General features: G+C 74.1%; 14 protein-coding genes. 3 read left to right on the top strand and 11 right to left on the bottom strand.

Features of this window, described 5'->3' with window-relative positions:
• Positions 1 to 5: 5 nt before the first annotated feature.
• The 8 genes from ABIH81_RS14610 to ABIH81_RS14575 all read right to left on the bottom strand — a co-directional run bounded on the left by ABIH81_RS14610 (position 6) and on the right by ABIH81_RS14575 (position 6167).
• On the bottom strand, positions 6 to 1115 hold the full coding sequence (locus tag ABIH81_RS14610; RefSeq protein WP_198039678.1) for a serine hydrolase: 1110 nt from the start codon (positions 1113 to 1115) through the stop codon (positions 6 to 8).
• A 341-nt stretch (positions 1116 to 1456) separates the two neighbouring features.
• A complete protein-coding gene (locus tag ABIH81_RS14605) occupies positions 1457 to 2419 on the bottom strand; it encodes an alpha/beta hydrolase (RefSeq protein ID WP_349880789.1) in 963 nt (320 codons plus the stop codon).
• 102 nt (positions 2420 to 2521) lie between these two features.
• Entirely contained in the window at positions 2522 to 2965 is a 444-nt protein-coding gene (locus ABIH81_RS14600) for an SRPBCC family protein (RefSeq protein WP_349880788.1), read from the bottom strand.
• A 74-nt stretch (positions 2966 to 3039) separates the two neighbouring features.
• Positions 3040 to 3861, bottom strand: coding sequence for a hypothetical protein (locus tag ABIH81_RS14595; RefSeq protein WP_349880787.1), 822 nt, complete (start codon positions 3859 to 3861; stop codon positions 3040 to 3042).
• Positions 3862 to 3943: 82 nt separating this feature from the next.
• Positions 3944 to 4183 (bottom strand): YrhB domain-containing protein, encoded by a 240-nt coding sequence (locus ABIH81_RS14590; protein WP_349880786.1) that lies wholly within the window; start codon positions 4181 to 4183, stop codon positions 3944 to 3946.
• 4 nt (positions 4184 to 4187) lie between these two features.
• Positions 4188 to 4607 carry a hypothetical protein gene (locus ABIH81_RS14585; protein WP_349880785.1) on the bottom strand — a complete coding sequence of 140 codons (420 nt, stop codon included), beginning with the start codon at positions 4605 to 4607 and terminating at the stop codon, positions 4188 to 4190.
• A gap of 87 nt (positions 4608 to 4694) precedes the next feature.
• Positions 4695 to 5120, bottom strand: coding sequence for a nucleoside deaminase (locus tag ABIH81_RS14580; protein ID WP_349880784.1), 426 nt, complete (start codon positions 5118 to 5120; stop codon positions 4695 to 4697).
• Positions 5121 to 5135: 15 nt separating this feature from the next.
• A complete protein-coding gene (locus ABIH81_RS14575) occupies positions 5136 to 6167 on the bottom strand; it encodes a hypothetical protein (RefSeq protein ID WP_349880783.1) in 1032 nt (343 codons plus the stop codon).
• A gap of 80 nt (positions 6168 to 6247) precedes the next feature.
• Here ABIH81_RS14575 and ABIH81_RS14570 point away from each other — a divergent pair, with 80 nt between their 5' ends.
• Entirely contained in the window at positions 6248 to 6763 is a 516-nt protein-coding gene (locus tag ABIH81_RS14570; RefSeq protein WP_349880782.1) for a hypothetical protein, read from the top strand.
• Between the two features lie 7 nt (positions 6764 to 6770).
• On the opposite strand, the gene ABIH81_RS14565 is transcribed toward ABIH81_RS14570, so the two are convergent.
• On the bottom strand, positions 6771 to 7418 hold the full coding sequence (locus tag ABIH81_RS14565) for an MOSC domain-containing protein (protein ID WP_349880781.1): 648 nt from the start codon (positions 7416 to 7418) through the stop codon (positions 6771 to 6773).
• A gap of 128 nt (positions 7419 to 7546) precedes the next feature.
• Here ABIH81_RS14565 and ABIH81_RS14560 point away from each other — a divergent pair, with 128 nt between their 5' ends.
• Complete coding sequence (locus ABIH81_RS14560) at positions 7547 to 10462, top strand: Hsp70 family protein (protein ID WP_349880780.1); 2916 nt, start codon at positions 7547 to 7549, stop codon at positions 10460 to 10462.
• Between the two features lie 91 nt (positions 10463 to 10553).
• On the opposite strand, the gene ABIH81_RS14555 is transcribed toward ABIH81_RS14560, so the two are convergent.
• A complete protein-coding gene (locus ABIH81_RS14555; protein ID WP_349880779.1) occupies positions 10554 to 12434 on the bottom strand; it encodes a propionyl-CoA synthetase in 1881 nt (626 codons plus the stop codon).
• Between the two features lie 277 nt (positions 12435 to 12711).
• Between ABIH81_RS14555 and ABIH81_RS14550 the strand changes: the two genes are divergently transcribed.
• Positions 12712 to 12900, top strand: coding sequence for a hypothetical protein (locus tag ABIH81_RS14550; RefSeq protein ID WP_349880778.1), 189 nt, complete (start codon positions 12712 to 12714; stop codon positions 12898 to 12900).
• A gap of 54 nt (positions 12901 to 12954) precedes the next feature.
• On the opposite strand, the gene ABIH81_RS14545 is transcribed toward ABIH81_RS14550, so the two are convergent.
• Positions 12955 to 13497, bottom strand: coding sequence for a hypothetical protein (locus tag ABIH81_RS14545; protein ID WP_349880777.1), 543 nt, complete (start codon positions 13495 to 13497; stop codon positions 12955 to 12957).
• Between the last annotated feature and the right edge of the window lie 88 nt (positions 13498 to 13585).

The raw sequence follows: 13585 nt of genomic DNA, 5'->3' as shown, positions 1-13585 counted from the left end.
TGGCGTCACGAGCCAGTACGGGTGGGGGTCGCCGGGATGGCGGCCGAGACCTCGGTAATCAAGTCGCGGACATCGTCGCCCCAGTGCGAGGCGATGACCAGGTCCCGGGCGGGGTCGATCCAGAGCAGGTGACGGCCGCCGTTGCCGCGGGCGCATCGTCCGCTGGCCGGAGCGCCGGGCTGTACCCGCTGGGAGTCGTTGCGCCACCAGAGGTAGCCGTAGTCGGGGTTCAAGTCGCAGGGACTCCAGGCGCGGTCGATCCACTCTTCGCTGAGCAGCCGCCGGCCCCGCCACTCGCCCCGGCACCGGTGCAGCTCGCCGAGCAGAGCCAGATCCCTCGCGGAGATCCACAGACCGCCGCCCCAGTGCGCCCCGCCGCTGACCACCGGCGTGGGCATCCCGTCGATGTCGATGACCGAGTCGGTGTAGCCGTGCCAGGACCAGGACGAGGAGGCACCGAGTGGTTCGAGCACGTCCTCGCGGAGCACGTCGGGCAGCGGTCGGCGGAACAGCACCGTCAAGGCAAGGCAGAGCAGGTTCACCCGTACGTCGTTGTAGGCCCACCCGGTACCGGGCGCTCCCTCGCGCTCGAAGCCCTCACGGCGGCTCTGCGCGTCCACCCCCGTCGGCTTCCCCCACAGCTCACCGTTCCACCCGCTGGTCTGCTGCAACAGATGCTGCCACGTGATCCCCTCCATTCCGAGGCAGTCGACCATCGGATGACGGACCGTCGCCGACACCAGCGCATCCGGGGCAAGCAGTCCTCGGTCGAAGGCCAATCCCGCTACGGTGGCGACGACGCTCTTGGTGCCGCTGAACAGCATTTCCGGGATCGCCGAGTCGCCCCATTCGGCGACCACCCGACCTCGGTACCGCACGACACCGCTCGCACCGGTGCCAGCCAGCAGGGGACCAGTCACCTCGCGATGCGACTCATCCGCCACCTGCTGGGACAGGTAGGACACCATGTCCTCGATGCCGGAGGTCACCCGCTGGGCCTGCCGTCGGACAGCTTCCCGGATTGCCGTCAGGTCGCTGGTTGGTTCGCCGCTGTCGCCTGCGATCCCGGAGCCAGGCACCAGAAGCTGACCGGAGGAGTCCTCGTTGACGCTCACGCTCCGACCCTATGGCTGGCCACACTCATCCCGTGCTCCCGCCCACAGCGATGTGGATCACAGGCGGCCTGGCCATGGCGGGGCGACGCGGCGAGCACTGGGGCGAACAGGCAGCGTGCCAGCCACGTGCCAGTAGCCAGGGCCCGGAGCGGGCACGAGCGGGCACGAGCGCTCACCTGGCCGGGCGCGACGAGCAGGCGTTTGGGGCATCCCGGGGCGCTGATCTTCGTCCTTCCAAACTGACGGTGCTGGTTCGATTCCCGTCGCCCGCTCCAACAGCCTCCGGCCCGGTCAGAGGCTGCATCGCCCCGATCCTGCGCCGGTCGGCCACTCCCCGCCCCTCACAGATCAGGTCCCACCGGCATTCGGCGCTCCAGCCAGGTGACGACGAGTTCGTCGAAGCCCGGAGCCCTCTCCGCGGGGGTGTAGCGGCCCCCCTTGACCTGCGCGGGCCCCGTGCCCGTGTAGATGCGGATGCTGTGGTCGGCACCGGGAAAGACCACGATCGTGTGATCGGCATGGCGTGCCTCCCCGAGGGAGTCGCTGACGGCACGCACGCTTGCCTGGACCGGCACCAGCAGGTCGTCCGCGCCGAAGATCGCCAGCAGCGGGCAGTGCAGAGCCGCCAGTGCCGGGGCGGGGTCGTAGTCCGCGATGCCCGCGAGGAATGCGATGGACTCGGGTGTCGTCCCGGCGAGCAGCGGATACCAGGGGGCGTCGTGCCAGTGCGCCTGCGCGGCGTGCACGCGTGCCGGGTCGTCGCCCGACCGGACCCGCTGGATCTGGTCGCTCAGCAGAAGAAGCGCCTGCCGGATGTCCGCGCTGCTGAAGCCCTCCGCCGCGAGTTGGTGGCGGAGGCGGTACTCCTCCTGAACCCGCACGCTCACGCCCGGACCCGACACCGTCACCACCGCCGCGATCCTGTCGTCCGCTGCCGCCGCGAGGTGGGCCACCCACCCGCCCTGGCTGCCGCCGATCAGCGCGACCGCGTCGGACAGCACGTCCTCGCGGCTCCGCACGGCCCGGACCGCGGCCAGAGTCTCCTGAGCGCGGTCGGCCATGGTCTGACGGGTCCAGTCACCCGTTGACGCTCCGGAACCGGGCTTGTCATAGGCGAGGCTCGCGAAGCCGGCCGCGGCCAGCCTCGTCTGCCACTCCCCCTGGCCGCGACCGCCCGGACCGGAACCCTCGACGAAGACCACCGCGGGGTACGGACCCGGCCAGGGCGGCCGGACGAAATCACCGACCAGCTCGTTCCCGTCGTCCTCGAACGACAACTCCGCAGTCACCGGCTCGAACAACACCCGTCAACCGTACGAGGCGCCCACTACCCGCTCGCATCCTTGATCGCCGTGCCACGCACGTGCCGGTAGCAGTAGGCAGACCGGGGACGTGCTCGATCGTGCTCAGGCAATCCCGCACGCTCGGTCGATGTCGAGCAGGTCCTGGACGTTGTTCTCCCTGATGCAGACGACGATCCGTCGACGCGCCACGATCCGGCTGATCCGATGGAACAGGGAGCCACCGGTCAGGGTGTAGGTGAGCTGAAGGTTCGTGCCACGACCTCCGTCGCAGGGAACGAGCCGATACTCGGTCACGCTGTGCCCGCCCGCGAAGCACTCGACAACGTAGCGGAACGGAGGCCGGCACTCGGTCACGCGGAGATCCACGGTGACGGGCCAGCCGTACGGCCTGCGGGTCTCCCGCCAGCTCGTGCCCGGTCCGAACGTCTGGTGGTGGAGCAGCTCGGTCGCGTCGACCTTGGTCAGCAGCGCCGGATACCTCGCGACGTCGGTGAGGCTCCGCCACACCTTCTCCGGCGGTGCGGAGATCGTGCGGCTGAATGTCATCGGCTGCATGCTGGTCCTCTGCTGGGCGGCGATCCGGCAGCCTAACCGAGTCTCACCGCCCGACGACCGACTCCTCATGCCTCGGTCACGGCCCCCAGGTCACGCTGGACCGGATCAGGCTGGTCGGGTGTTCGCGGTCGTCCGGCGACCGGGTCGGTGACGGGCACGGCCGGATCCCGTCGCCTCGCGAGGACGATCACGCCGACCAGCAGGAGCACGAGCCAGAGCGGCACCAGCACCGGAGCGAACCCGCGCCAGACGGGCCACACCGGCTCGGCGAGCCGGTGCACAGCCAGGTCCGTCCAGGTGAAGACGGCGCCCGGGAACAGGGCGACGGTCACCAGCGTGCCGACCACCAGGGGTACGGGCCAACGACTCCGCGCCACCACCCAGAACAGCGCCGCACCGGCGGCGACGCCGAGCAGGGTGCCGGTGATCGTGGCGGCGCGAAACCCGCCGGGCGCGGACGGCTCGATGCTCAGCCTCGACCCGTACGCCGGATGGGTGAGCGTGACCGTCATACCGTCTCGCTCGGCCCGCCAGCCGTCGCACGAGGCGCCCGGCACCAGACGGAGTTCCCGCCATCCGCCCGTCTCGGCGGCACGCCGCATCCGCTCCGACAGCGTGCAGTCGGCGCCGTCGCCGTACTGGAACTCGACCCGGCTCCCGCCGACGTCATCGGCAGCAAGGAAGACGCCGTACCGGTAGCCGCGCATCGTCATCGAGCCACTCGGCTCGACACCGGGAAGCAGTCCTCCCGCCGCGCTCCGAGCTGCCTCGGGGCTCAGCGGTACGGCGCCCCGGCCGCCGTACCAGGATCCGAGGGCCAGGCCGGCCGTGCCGAACAGCAGCGCGCCGAGCAGCGCCATCGCGACGTACCCCAGCCGACGCCCCACCGGCCCACCCCCTGTCGCCGTGCGGCACAGCGTAGAAGTCGCACGCCACACGCTGTGCCCGCAGCGGAGGCGATCTCGGCGTTCAGGCAGAGAAGCGGGCTTCGCCCGTTCGCTTGTCCACCACGATTGGAGAGTTGCCGGCCATCGCCTGGTGCCAGTCACCGGCTTCGACGTACGCCTTCCCGTTGTAGGGGAACACGTACCCGTCGTCGAGTTCGTTCACGGCGTAGTCCACGATGACGATCGGGTAGCTGAAACGGCCTCTGATCTCGGCGTCCAGGAACCCTTCGGCGATCTGCCGGGCGGAGTCGAGTGGGATCACGGTTCTACCACTGCCAGATCCTGGTCAGGCCGTCGCCTTGCAGCAGCGGTGGCCACCACACGGCCATGTCGAGACGCACGGCGACGGCGTTCAGCAGCCAGCCGCCTGCCCACCCCACGAGCAGTCCCAGGCTCAGCCACCGCCGGAAAAAGGCCAGGCCCAGGGACGCCACGAGAATCGTGAGCCCGAGAGCGGCGTGGGCGAGCACGAACGTGCGTACCGCCTCGAAGTTGACGGCGAACCTGCCCCCGGCTTCCAGGTCCACGTCGCTGTAGCCGCCCATCCGCCAGATGACGAAGGGCACGGCGGCAGCCACCAGCGCATGACCGAGCAGGGCGGTACCGACGCCGGCGGCCAACAGGCCGCTCGACCGGGTGCTCCGCCGTGGAGCGTCCACCGTTGCCTCTGACACGATCATCTCCACCCGTGCTCGCCCCGTGGCCGGCACCAGGGGCCGGGCAGTGAGTGTCGGCATCCGATGGAACGCTGTCAACAGATCAGCGCCGGGTGCCTAGTAGTGGTCCTCGATCGGCCGGCGTGCCTCGTCGAACAGCGCCGGCCCGTCGTACCGCACCGGGCGCGGCGCGGGCGTCGCCGGCTTGACCTGCTCGAACTGCTCGGTGGAGAGCGCGTACACGACCCGGCCGAGACCGGACGCGTTGATCGCGACGGTGCACATCGGGCAGGGCTGGCAACTGGTGTACATGGTGGTGGCGACTGCGACCTCGGGGGCGAGCTGCCGGGCGGCCCAGCGGGCCAGTTTCAGCTCCGGGTGGGCCGTGACGTCCTTGTCGGAGACCACAGTGTTGTGGTCCTCGACCAGGACGGTGCCGTCCGCGCCGACGAGCAGCGACGCGAACGGCCGCTCGCCGGACGCGCCGGCCCGGTCGGCGAGTTCCACGGCGCGGCGCAGGAACGCCTCGTCGTCGGGTGTCATCGGCCCTCCACGTGTTCAGTCTGCGGCGATCTGCGCGACGGATCGGTCGGCCACGGCGAGCAGGGCCGGGTCGCCGCTGCGGGCGTACGCGTCGCTCAGGGTGTCGACGAATTTGATCGCGTGCGCGTCCCCGGTGTCCAGCGCCCGCGCCATGACCTCGTCGAGTTCCGGCCCGGCGGCCGGCGGGAGGGCACGAGCCCCGGCGGGGGCGTAGGCGGCGGTGACGGCGGCGGTCGCCGCCCAGGCGGCGGCCAGGCTCGGCTGCCAGAGCGCCGGCGGCAGGGCCGGCAGCGTACGCAGGACGGCGTTCGGCGCGGTGGCGGCGTGCACGAGCATCACGGGACTGGCGTACCCGTGCGTGCCGTGCCGGAGCACCGCGGCGTCGACCACAGCGGCGAGCCGGGCAGGCACGTCGGCGGCGGCGTCGCCGGGCACTGCGGCCGCGGCGGCCGGCCACCGGTCCAGGTCGGCGAGCTGCGCCAGGCGGGACCGGATGCCGAACCGCTGATCGGGTACGCGGGGCACGGCGTCGAGCGCGGACCGGGCGTCGGTTCCGGGGTACGGCCCGGTGCCGGGCGGGGCGAGCGGCTGCCAGCGGGCGGCCCAGTAGGCGAGCCCCTGGCCGAGCTCGGTCACACGCGGTGCGGTCTCGGCGTCGAGCAGCGCGCGCACGGCGTGACCGACCCGGATGACGCCGTGGGTGGCCCCGGCGGCGATGCCCGGCAGCAGGCGCGGCCACCAGCGGGCCAGCACGTCGCGCCACGGCTCGCCGGCCAGCTCGCGGTCGAACAGGTCGAGCCAGTCGCCGGTACGCATCGGGTCGCCGAGCGGGTCGCGCCACTCCTCGGGAGCGATGCGCCCGATGCCGCGCGGGCGTTCCTCCAGCCGGTCGGAGTACGCGTCGATCCAGCGGTGCACGGCCCGCGCGTGGCCGTGGCGCACCAGGGCCTCCGCCGCCATCGGCACGTGGTTGGACAGCCACCCGTCGCGCTCGGGACCGGTGTGGCGTACGCGCTCGTACGCCTCGTCGAGTACGGAGTTCAGCACACCCGGAAGCGTCCGACCTGAAGTCCGGTTGACGTCAAGCGGCGCGGAACGGACGGGCATCCGGCGGCGTCGAAGCGGCCATGAGACTTCGTGCCCTGCTCGTCGTCGCCCTGGCAGCTCTCGGCCTGGTCGTGGTCATGTCACCCGCCGACCCCGCGTGGGCCTGCTCGTGCGCCCTGTCCACGGCCGAGCAGGACGAGCGAGCGGACAGCATCGTCGTGGGCACCGTCTCGCAGGTGACAGACCGCGCGGTCCGGCTCACCGTCGAATCCGTCGAGAAGGGCGGCGCCGAGGTCGGGGACACGCTCGGCCTGGCTGTGTCGCGCGGCGAGGCGAGTTGCGGCTACGACTTCCGCCGCGGCGCCCGGTACCGGGTGAACTCGTCCGCCGGTGCCACCGGGCTGTGCACCGGGATCCGCGAGATCTCGGCCCCGGCGCACGCCGCCACCCCGTCCGCCGCCTCGGCGGAGCAGACGCAGGTCGCGGGACGGCACGTCCCCGGTCCCTGGTGGATCGCCGGCGGCGCGACAATGGCGGTACTCGCCGCCGGGCTGGTGGTGGCGGCCAGGCGGCGGGCCGGAGGCGGACGCCCCTGACGGCCGGTCAGGACAGGCGGCGGCGGATCTGCGCCATGTCCTCCGCGGGCAGCGCGTCTGCGACCAGCAGCCGGGGTAGCAGCTCCGTCTCCAGCGTCGTGGCCCGGAACACCAGCGCCACAGTCACGTCGTGGTCGGGCCGGTGCACGACCTCGACCGGGTCTCCGGCGCCGACGCTGCCCGGCGTGATCACCCGCAGGTACGCCCCGGGCCTAACCTCCTGGGTGAACCGCTTGATCCAGCCGCGTTCGCCCAGCCACCCCTGGAACGTGCCGCAGGGGATGCGCGGGCAGGAGACCTCCAGCACCAGGTCCGGCCCGATCCGCCAGCGCTCGCCGATCAGCGCGCCGTTGACGTCCAGCCCGGTGGTGGTCAGGTTCTCCCCGAAGCTGCCGTCGGCGAGCGGGCGGCCCAGCTCGGCCTCCCAGTGGTCGAGGTCCTCCCGCGCGTACGCGTAGACCGCCTGGTCGGTGCCGCCGTGGTGGGCCACGTCGTAGACCCGGTCGCCGGCGAGCCCGACGTCGCCGGTGCCCTTGGGGCCGGGCGCGGTGACGGCGACACGGCCGTCCACGGGCCGCTTGTCGATGCCGGTGGCCCCGATCCCCTTCCACGGGTTCGGTTGCGGTCGGCCCACGTTGACGGAGATCACCCTCATGACGGCGACGGTATGCGGCCGGGGGTCGTACCGGCCAGTCCATTCCCGGGCCGGGTGGGCGGCGCGGCGGCGCCGGCTGCGTACGATGCGGGCCGGACATCCTCGTCGGGTGGTGGAGGTAGCCGCGGATGGCAGGCCAGCAGGACGGTTTCGCCCTCGGCGTGGACCTCGGCACCTCGAACACCGTGGCGGTGCTGCGCTGGCCGGACGGGCGGACCCGGCCGGTACTCGTCGACGGCCACCCGATCATGCCGTCCGGCGTGCACGCCGACGCGGACGGTCACCTGCACGTCGGGCGGGACGCGCAGCGCCTGGCCCAGGCCGGCCCGTCCGGCTACGAGCCGAACCCGAAGCGCCGGGTCGACGAGGAGACGGTGGAGCTGGGCGGACGGGCGTACCGGCCGGCGGAGCTGCTGGCCGCGACGCTGCGCGCGGTCGCGGACGCGGCGGTGGCGGCGGTCGGGATGCTGCCCCCGGCGGTGGTCACCCACCCGGCGGCGTGGGCGCCGGCCCGCCGTCAGGTGCTGCACGACGCGCTGGAACTCGCCGGCTGGCCGGCGGCGGCCGAGCACACGCTCGCCGGGCCGATCGCGCCCGGCACCCGCCTGCTGCGCGAACCGGTGGCCGCGGCGCGCTACTTCACGCAGGTGCTGCGCCGGCCGGTGCCGGTGGGCGGTTCGGTGGCGGTGTTCGACTTCGGCGGCGGCACGCTCGACGTGGCGGTGCTGCGCAACGAGGGCGCCGACCCGTGGGGGGACTCCGGTTTCCAGCTGGTCGCCACCGGCGGGATCCCCGACCTCGGCGGTCTCGACCTGGACGCGGCCCTGCTCGGGCGGCTCGGCGAGCTGGTCGGCCCGGCCCATCCGCGCGAGTGGGCCCGGCTGACCGACCCGACGACGACCGCCGAGCGGCGGGACCGCCAGCAGCTCTGGGACAACGTGCGTGGCGCCAAGGAGATGCTGTCCCGGGCCATGGTGGCGCCGGTCGCCGTGCCGGGGGTGGAGGCGGCGGTCCCGCTGTCCCGGGAGGACTTCGAACGCCTGGCCGCGCCGCTGCTGGCCCGGGCGGTGGCGGAGACCCGCGAGGTGACCGCCGCCGCCGGGCTGCGCCCCGAGCAGCTCTCCGGCCTGTTCCTGGTCGGCGGGTCGACCCGGGTGCCGCTGGTGGCCCGGCTGCTGCACGCCGAACTGGGCATCGCGCCGACGGTGCTGGAACAGCCGGAGATGCCGGTCGCCGAGGGCGCGCTCACCGACCTGCCGCTGCCCCGGCGGTCCGGCCGTCCCGCCGTGCCCGCCCACCTCGCGCCGGCACCACCCGCGCCGACCCGGCCCGAGCCGGCTGCGGACGCGGGCACGGCCACGGTCCCCGCCGGCGCGACGATGCCGAACCCGACCGCGCCCCTCGGCGGAGCGGACGCGGCGTCCGCCGGTCCGCACGGCACGCTGGTCGCCGACGGGCCCGTCCCACCGGCGTCCCCCACGAGGTACGACGGCACGCCGCTCGGGGGTCCGGTCCCGCACCCGAGGTACGACCCGGGCGCCCCCGGTTTCGTGCCTCCGGGGGCAGTGCCCGCCGCGCACCACGCCGGACCCGGCGTACCCGGGATGCCGCCGCCCCCGCCCGGCGGCGGCTGGCCACCCGGCGTACCCGGGGCGCCCTTCTCCCCCGCGCCGGGCGGTGCCCGGCCCGGCGGCGGCGGGCCACGGCGCGGCCGGTGGATCGCGCTCGGCGCGGGTCTCGTGGTCGTCGCCGTGGCGGCGGCGGTGCTGCTCTGGGTGTTCCGGGACCGGCACCCGGCGCTGGACTTCCACACCGCCGAGCTGGTGCAGACGGTGGCCGCCGGTGACACGCGGCCGGACCAGATGTTCACCGCGACGCTCGGGGAACGCGCCTACCTGGTCCGTTCGCTGCCCGACGACCATCTCCACGTGACGGCGGTGGAGGCGGCCACCGGCAAGACGGTCTGGGAGAAGCGGACCGACGCGGCCGCGCAGCGGTGGGCGGGGGTCCGGGCGCTGCCCGACGGCCTGCTCGTCCTCGGCGACGCCACCGGCAGCGACACCCCGCGCGTGCTCGCGGTGCTCGACGGCGACTCCGGCGACCAGCGCTGGCGGACCGACGTCGGCCGCGACGACACCCTGTACCTCGGGCCCGACACGGTGGTCCGGCTGGACCGCACCGGCGAACGCCTGGTCGGGCTGCGGCTGGACGACGGCCGGCAGCGGTGGGAGCGGCGCAACCCGCGCACCGAGTACGGCGACGCGCGCACGAAGGTGGTGCCGGTCGGCACCGGCGCGGCGCTGGACGGGCCCGGGAACGCCGAAGGCTCGCCGCTCGCCCCGTGGGCGGGGAAGGCGGACCGGCTCGTGCAGGTCGGCGCGGACCGGTCGGTCCGGGTCCTGGACATGCGCAGCGGCAAGGTCCTCAAGGAGCGGGGCAACATGGCCGGCCTCGACGATCCGATGGCCGCCCGCGACGACCGGCTGTACGTGGCGGAGAACGATCGTGGCCTGCGGCTGCTCGCGTACGACCTGGGCAGCCTCGGCACGCCGAGCGTGCTGTACGAGGCGCCGGAGCAGGGCGGCCGGGTGAAGGACCTCGTCACCTGCGGGGAACGCCGCGTGTGCCTGCTGGAGACGCCCGGCAGCGGCGCCGACGGCACCCGGGTGGTGGCGGCGACCGAGGGTGAGGGCACCCGGCAGTGGCCGGCGCCGCGCGCCGAGTCGCTCGTGCCGGTCGGTGAGCACGTGCTGGCCGGGCGGGACTCGCCGGACGCGGTGACGCTGTTCGCACCGGACGGCGCGGTGGTGATGCGCGACCGGGACGGAGTGGCGGTCCGGCTGGACGCCGGCAACCTGCTGATCTTCTCCGAGGCGCCGAGCGCGTACGAGGACGACCGCGTCCTCGCCGGGACGGCGGTGGACGGCAAGCCGGTCGAGATGGGGCAGCTCAAGCAGATCCGCAGCGAGTCGTGCTCGTGGAACACCGAGATGCTGGTCTGCGGCGCGGACAAGGAGTTCCGGCTGTACCGGTTCGCCGGCTGACCGGTCCGGCGCTGACCCGGCGGTCCCCGGCCGGCAAAGTCCGGCCGGGGACCGCGCCGGCCCGTCCGCCCGGTACCGCGCCGGGCCCGGGTCAGCCCGTGGTGCCGAGGTCGCGGAAGACGGCGAGCGCGCCCGGGTCGTCGATGGTCGCCGGGACCGGCTCGTCGCGCCCCTCCACCAGGCCCCGCATGGTGCGCCGCAGGATCTTCCCGGAGCGGGTCTTCGGCAGCGCCGGCACCACCCTCACCCGGCGGAACGCGGCCACCGGGCCGATCCGCTGCCGGACCAGCGCGACCAGTTCGGCGGCGAGCGCGTCCGGGTCCGCGTCGGCGCCGGCCTTGAGCACCACGTACCCGCTGGGCACCTGCCCCTTGAGCGCGTCGGCCACGCCGATCACCGCGCACTCGGCCACCGCCGGGTGCGTCGCCAGGACCTCCTCCATCGCGCCGGTGGACAGGCGGTGCCCGGCCACGTTGATGACGTCGTCGGTGCGGCCCATCACGTACAGGTAGCCGTCCTCGTCGAACCGGCCACCGTCGCCGGTCAGATAGTGGCCGGGGAACGTCGACAGGTAGGAGCGGACGAACCGCTCGTCGTCGCCCCAGAGCGTGGGCAGGCAGCCGGGCGGCAGCGGCAGCCGGATCACGATCGAGCCGTCCGTGCCGGGCGGCACGTCCCGGCCCGCGCCGTCGACCACGCGCACGTCGTAGCCGGGCACCGGCACCGTCGGCGACCCGGGCTTGATCGGCAAGGGCTCCAGGCCGCGCGGGTTGGCCGCCACCGGCCAGCCGGTCTCCGTCTGCCACCAGTTGTCGACAACGGGTACGCCGAGCCGCTCCCCCGCCCAGGCCCAGGTGTCCGGGTCCAGCCGCTCACCGGCGAGGAAGAGGGTACGCAGCGCGCCCAGGTCGTACCGGGAGATGTGCGCGCCGTCCGGGTCCTGCCGGCGGATCGCCCGGATCGCGGTGGGCGCGGTGAACAACGCGGCCACCCGGTGCTCGGCGGCGACCCGCCAGAACGCCCCGGCGTCCGGGGTGCCGACCGGCTTGCCCTCGTAGAGCACAGTGGTCGCGCCGGTGAGCAGCGGCGCGTACACGATGTAGGAGTGGCCGACCACCCAGCCCACGTCGGAGGCGGCCCAGAACACCTCGCCCGGCTCGATGCCGTAGACGTGGCGCATCGACCACCGCAGCGCCACCGCGTGCCCGCCGTTGTCCCGCACCACGCCCTTGGGCCGGCCGGTGGTGCCGGAGGTGTAGAGGACGTAGAGCGGGTCGGTGGCGGCCACCGGCTCGCACGGCGCCGGTTCCGCGTCCGCCATCACCTCGGCCCAGGTCAGGTCGCGGCCGGGCACCAGCGGGGCCGGCTCCTGCGGACGCTGCACCACCACGCAGTGCTCCGGCGCGTACGCGGCCTCGTCGAGCGCGGCGGCCAGGATCGGGTGGTACGGCACCACCCGGTCGGCCTCGATGCCGCAGGAGGTGGCCACCACCACCTTCGGCCGCGCGTCGTCGATCCGGACGGCCAGTTCGTGCGCGGCGAAGCCGCCGAACACCACCGAGTGCACCGCGCCGATCCGGGCGCACGCCAGCATGGCGATCACCGCCTCCGGGACCATCGCCAGGTAGAGCAGCACCCGGTCGCCCCGGCCGACGCCGAGGCGGCGCAGCGCGCCGGCGAACCGGGCGGTCTCGGCGAGCAGCTCGGCGTAGGTGAGGGTACGGACCGTGCCGGTGACCGGGCTGTCGTGGATCAGCGCGGGCTGGTCACCACGCCCGGCGGCGACGTGCCGGTCCAGCGCGTTGTGGCAGGTGTTCAGCACCCCGTCGGGGAACCAGCGGTACAGCGGCGCCGCCGAGTCGTCGAGGATGCGTTCCGGCGGGATGACCCAGTCGATGCCGGCCGCCGCGTCCCGCCAGAAGCCGGCCGGGTCGGCGATGCTCCGCTCGTACGCTGATCGATACGCGCCCATGCCGTCATGCTGCTCCGCGGCGCCGCGCCGGCACGACGGCCGGACGGGTCCGGTGCGCCGGAAGCACGCCCCGGCTCGCTGAACGGCCGGTCACGGCGGTGGGCGGTAGCCGCTCAGCCCAACGGGCGACGGATGAAGCCCGCGGGGCGGGGTAAGGCAGCACGGTCCTGGTGGAGCGACGACCGGTGTCGCGGCGTACCGCGGCCGGGCACGCGGGCGGGCGGCACGCATGCCGCCCGCCCGCGCATCCCGGGGCGCCCCGGGCGAACCGAGTTTGGTGACCGAGCTGGCCGGGACCGCCGGCGACGGCAAGGCGGCCACCGCTCTGAAGGAGTTCGGCGCGGAGGCCGGCAAGGCGGGCTCGGCCGCCGACCCGGGCACCGCCGCCGACAACCCCGCCATGGAGAAGGCCGGCAAGGACATCAACGCCGCCTGCCGGACGGCCGGCGCCCCGACCACCTTCTGACGCCGACGCCCCGGGTCGTCCGTCCGGCGCGTACCGGACGGACGACCGATCGGCTCAGTTGCCGGTCACCCAGTTCCAGGCGGAGACCACCCACTCGGTCTGCTGGAGGTACGCCACACCGACGCCGACCAGGAACAACGCGGTGACCAGGTGGGCGCCCCGGGCGCTGCGGCGCACCCGGCCGAACTGCCGCTCCAGGATCAGCCGGCCGAGCAGCCGGGCCAGCGCGAACAGGCCGAGCGCGGTGAGCAGGCTGAGCACGAACGTCAGCAGCGGGGCGATCAGGTTGCCCCGGCCGGAGATCGCCCAGATGCCCCAGCACACGAACGCGAACAGCGCGCCGGCCGCGCTCAGCTCGCCGCCCTTGCGCGCCTGGGCCAGGTGCCAGCTCATCGGGCGGCGTGGCGCCGGCTCAGCCCCCCAGTCGCCGTGCTGCTCGACGGTGGGGAACTGCTCGGTGCGCGGCGTACGCGACGGGCGCGGCTGACCGACCGCCGCCACCCCGCGCTGGAACGCGTCCCGCTGCGGGGGCACCACCCCCGGCTGGGGCGGCACCTCCACGGTGCGCTCGGCCCACGGCTGTGTCTGGTCCGCCATCTTCCGTCCTCCCCCTCGACCGATACCGGCCTCCGTTCCGAGGGTAGCCAGCCCGCAAATAGGGTGCCGACCCCCATCGCGGTGCGAT

This window comes from Micromonospora sp. HUAS YX12 (genome assembly GCF_040215685.1).
GTDB classification, from domain to species: Bacteria; Actinomycetota; Actinomycetes; order Mycobacteriales; family Micromonosporaceae; genus Micromonospora; species Micromonospora tulbaghiae.
The sequence above is the reverse complement of the archived record's forward strand: the minus strand, read 5'-3'. Positions and strand labels throughout refer to the sequence as shown.